Below are 3,498 nucleotides of genomic sequence, written 5' to 3'. Positions count from 1 at the left end.
ATAATCAGAAAAATCCTTCAGTCCTGCTCAAGTGTATCAAATTTCGCTGAAAAATCAAAGCCATTTTGTCGCATAAAAAAAGCCCCGACCGAATCAAACGGCTGAGGCTTTGTTGCTGTTATTAAGGAGTCTGCTCTCATTCTTAAAGGGTTAAGGAATGGGAGCGATTGAGATGCCTCCAATCCCTCGGTAATGGTACGAGTTAGACTTAATCTCTCCCCAACGCGTTGGAGCCAGTCCCTGCGGCGAGACTGGTAACCGTGGATCCCATTCGCGTGCTGCAAAATCTTTAGCGAGGTTATCAGTCAACTGTATCAATTGACGGTCATCTAACCGAAAACGGTAAATATTAAAAACCCCAATTGCCCCTCCTATCAGGATAGATTTTCCGTCCGCTCCCCACCCGGTTCCTTGTGCAACCAATAGGGCACCGGGGGGCAGCGCCACCGGCTCAAAATCAATTACTTCATGTTTTGACCGATGAAGTGTAGCAATAACCATAGAATACTCATGAGCGACCCCAGCGGCAAGCGGTTTCGTAATTACCGTATAGAGAATCTTTTCTCCATCCGGCGACCACCCACCCATACGTATGAACGACCGGTCGACCGGCTGTGACACTAACCATCGTTTCGTACCATTGGCATTAGCCACATAAATTCCGCCCTCAATCCCGTTCTCATTCTCGAAGGTCGCTTCAAAAGCAATCTGTTTCCCATCAGGAGACCACTTAGGGGAACCGATAAAGTCCGCTTCTGTTACCAACCGGAGGTCATTGCCATCGAGGTCCATCGTATAGAGGCGACCAATATCCTCGCCGCGCATAAAAGCGATCCGTTTTCCGTCGGGACGCCAGTGTGGGTGTCCATCATAGGCAGGATGACGGGTTAGATTGCGTAAATTGCGCCCATCGGCATCCATCACATAAATATCGGGGTTAGTTTCGCCATGTCGATAACTATGGAATGCAATCTGTTGTCCGTTAGGAGACCAAGTAGGCCAAATATCCATTCCCTCGTTGAATGTGAGTCGTATTTGGTGACTTCCATCCGAGCGCATCGTGTAGATTTCACTATTCCCATCTCGCCTCGAATAAAACACGATTTTTGCATGAAGGGTGCTAGTGGTCAGCCAAAGACTGACCACTATAAACAATATCCGCAAGGTGGCACCTCCTTTAATCTATATCAAACCATACAGACTTTATGCTGCGTTTACCGGCATTGCCTGTAATATTGGTTCCATTCTTGACCAAATCGACTCGCGTGTACGCATCGATTTCAAATGTGCCTCCTGCACTAGGCAGGTCCACACTTGTCCACCCGGACTTAGTCAATTCTTGAGAGCCCTGTCCGTTTGATTGGAAGTTGATACTGGTAACAATCTTATCTGTTTCACTCCAAGTGTTGGTTTCATTTCTGACGTGGTGTTTCCACTCCCATTCGCCGGTAATCGACTCGCTAGTATTATTTTTAGCAAAGACTTTGTGCCAGCAATAAGTGGAAACACTATGCCATTCTAGTTTACCAACTTCTACAATCCACTCAACACCTGCGTTATCGGTGTCGTTTCTATGAACATGACTATTAATCCCATGAGGTTGATTGTCCCCGCCAGCAAAAACACCAGCAGTAATAACCAATGCCCCAACTGCCGCAAAAACTACTATTCCCAAACGCATAACCTTCGAATGTTGCTTTGTCCGTTTCATAATGAACCTCCGTTTGTTAAAACGAGTGAATATGGTTCGCTTTTTACCAAGCCTTCACAGTGTTAATAACTTGGCTTCACCCTATTTAAGGCAAGACCCGTGCCAACATAGTAAATTATGCTGACTCTTCAGGCGTGGCGCAGGTTTGAGAGGAGGTTTGCTATTTGTTCTTCCGAGCAAAATCGTCCGGAAATCCGGACATAACAGACAGATGTCGGGACAATATCGGACACACCTTCTGGCATTATCAATCATCGAATTCCATATTTTTTCAATCGGCGGTATAAAGCCTGTCGGCTCAACCCAAGTTGCCGGGCGGTCTTGGTAATATCACTCGCATTAGCCACTAAGGCGCGCCGAATCTGCTCCTGCTCGTCGAGCATCGACTCAACTGGGGATGACAATGGACTCGCTACATCAGTCTCTGTTCTTGAAAAAGAAAACACATCAACGTGAGGAAAGTGAAAATGTAGGTGTTCGGGTTGAATTGCTGCACCTTCGCTTACAATCAACGTATGTTCAATGATGTTCCTCAGTTCACGCACATTGCCCGGGAGACCGTATCCCTCCAAAGCCGCCACCGCTTTAGGTGTCAATTCTGGGGTTGGCACTTCCATCTGAGCCGCAAGCGCACTCAACATGTACTCGGCAAGGGGCAGAATATCCTCTTTTCGCTCGCGTAACGGTGAAATCTCAATCAGCATTACAGCTAAACGAAAGTAGAGATCTAACCGGAACAACCCCGCCTCGACCTTAGCCTTGAGGTCCGCATTGGTGGCTGCTATCACCCGGATATCCACCTTCTTGCTTTCTGTTGCACCGATTGGCGTGATAACACGCTCGTCCAGTGCCCGCAGGAGTTTGGCTTGGGTTTCGATTGGCATGTCACCGATTTCGTCGAGAAACAGTGTCCCACCTTTGGCACGTTCAAAGTAGCCCGTCTGATCCGCGATAGCACTAGTAAACGCCCCACGGATATCGCCAAAGAAGATAGATTCCGCCAGTTCATGGGGAATCGCCCCACAGTTGAGCGGCACAAATGGTTGTGATGTCCGTGGTCCCCCAAGGTGAATGGCTCGTGCGACCACTTCCTTGCCGACGCCGGTTTCCCCCGTAATTAAAACCGAGGTGATGTCGTTGTTGCGGAGTTGGTAAATCGTTGTATGAATGTTTTGCATTGCATCGCTGTCGCCAAAGAGCATAGAATGGTCCTTGTTGTTATTTGTTGAAAAATCGGTTCTATATCTTAAAGGGTACAATAAAAGGTAAGCAGCGTGCAAATCTAAATTCGCTAGAGTTAAACTCTATCAAAAATAAATTAGATGAGGAGTTTTTTTTATTGATAGTTTGACAGATTGAGTTGAATTCCATTCTGAAAGTCTTCAGTCTGACCCACTTTGGGGTGATTTTGGACACTCATCTCGGTTTTTGGCGAATCATACAATTATAAAAAAATGAATGAGAGATGATTTTGCCATGGTTTCCGATTATATCTGCCAAGAGACAAACTGAGCAGCTTGTGCAATGTAAGACGATTTCAATGCCAAGAAATTGTCTCTATACTTTGACAACTGTTTTTGTATTGACCAATATTTCCCGATTACGTATAATGAAAGAAGATGTACTCTACACAAACGGATAAGGAGAATCAGCGATGGCAGAAAAGAGATACCGAGTCGGCGTGGTTGGGCTAACGGGGATCGGGGCAAATCGTTTGGAAGCAGATTCAGAAGCGGTGCTGAACACCCCGATGCCGGGTTCGCATGTCGCATCTTACGAAGCACTCC

At 46.7% G+C, this 3,498-nt stretch carries 3 protein-coding genes; all 3 read right to left on the bottom strand.

Annotation, left to right across the window (positions count from 1 at the left end; translation table 11 throughout):
- Positions 1–150: 150 nt before the first annotated feature.
- Positions 151–1,164: a PD40 domain-containing protein gene (locus J4G02_21750; GenBank protein MCE2397143.1), complete on the bottom strand. Its 1,014-nt coding sequence runs from the start codon at positions 1,162–1,164 to the stop codon at positions 151–153.
- Positions 1,165–1,177: 13 nt separating this feature from the next.
- Positions 1,178–1,711: a hypothetical protein gene (locus J4G02_21745; GenBank protein ID MCE2397142.1), complete on the bottom strand. Its 534-nt coding sequence runs from the start codon at positions 1,709–1,711 to the stop codon at positions 1,178–1,180.
- A 251-nt stretch (positions 1,712–1,962) separates the two neighbouring features.
- Positions 1,963–2,913, bottom strand: a complete 951-nt coding sequence (locus tag J4G02_21740) for a sigma-54-dependent Fis family transcriptional regulator (protein MCE2397141.1) — start codon at positions 2,911–2,913, stop codon at positions 1,963–1,965.
- Positions 2,914–3,498: the final 585 nt, after the last annotated feature.

The organism is Candidatus Poribacteria bacterium, assembly GCA_021295755.1.
Lineage (GTDB): Bacteria > Poribacteria > WGA-4E > WGA-4E > PCPOR2b > PCPOR2b.
The sequence above is the reverse complement of the archived record's forward strand: the minus strand, read 5'-3'. Positions and strand labels throughout refer to the sequence as shown.

Coding starts and splice junctions, on each gene's coding strand:
- J4G02_21745 (MCE2397142.1), bottom strand. CDS start 1,711: ATGAAACGGACAAAGCAACATTCGAAGGTTATGCGTTTGGGAATAGTA.
- J4G02_21740 (MCE2397141.1), bottom strand. CDS start 2,913: ATGCTCTTTGGCGACAGCGATGCAATGCAAAACATTCATACAACGATT.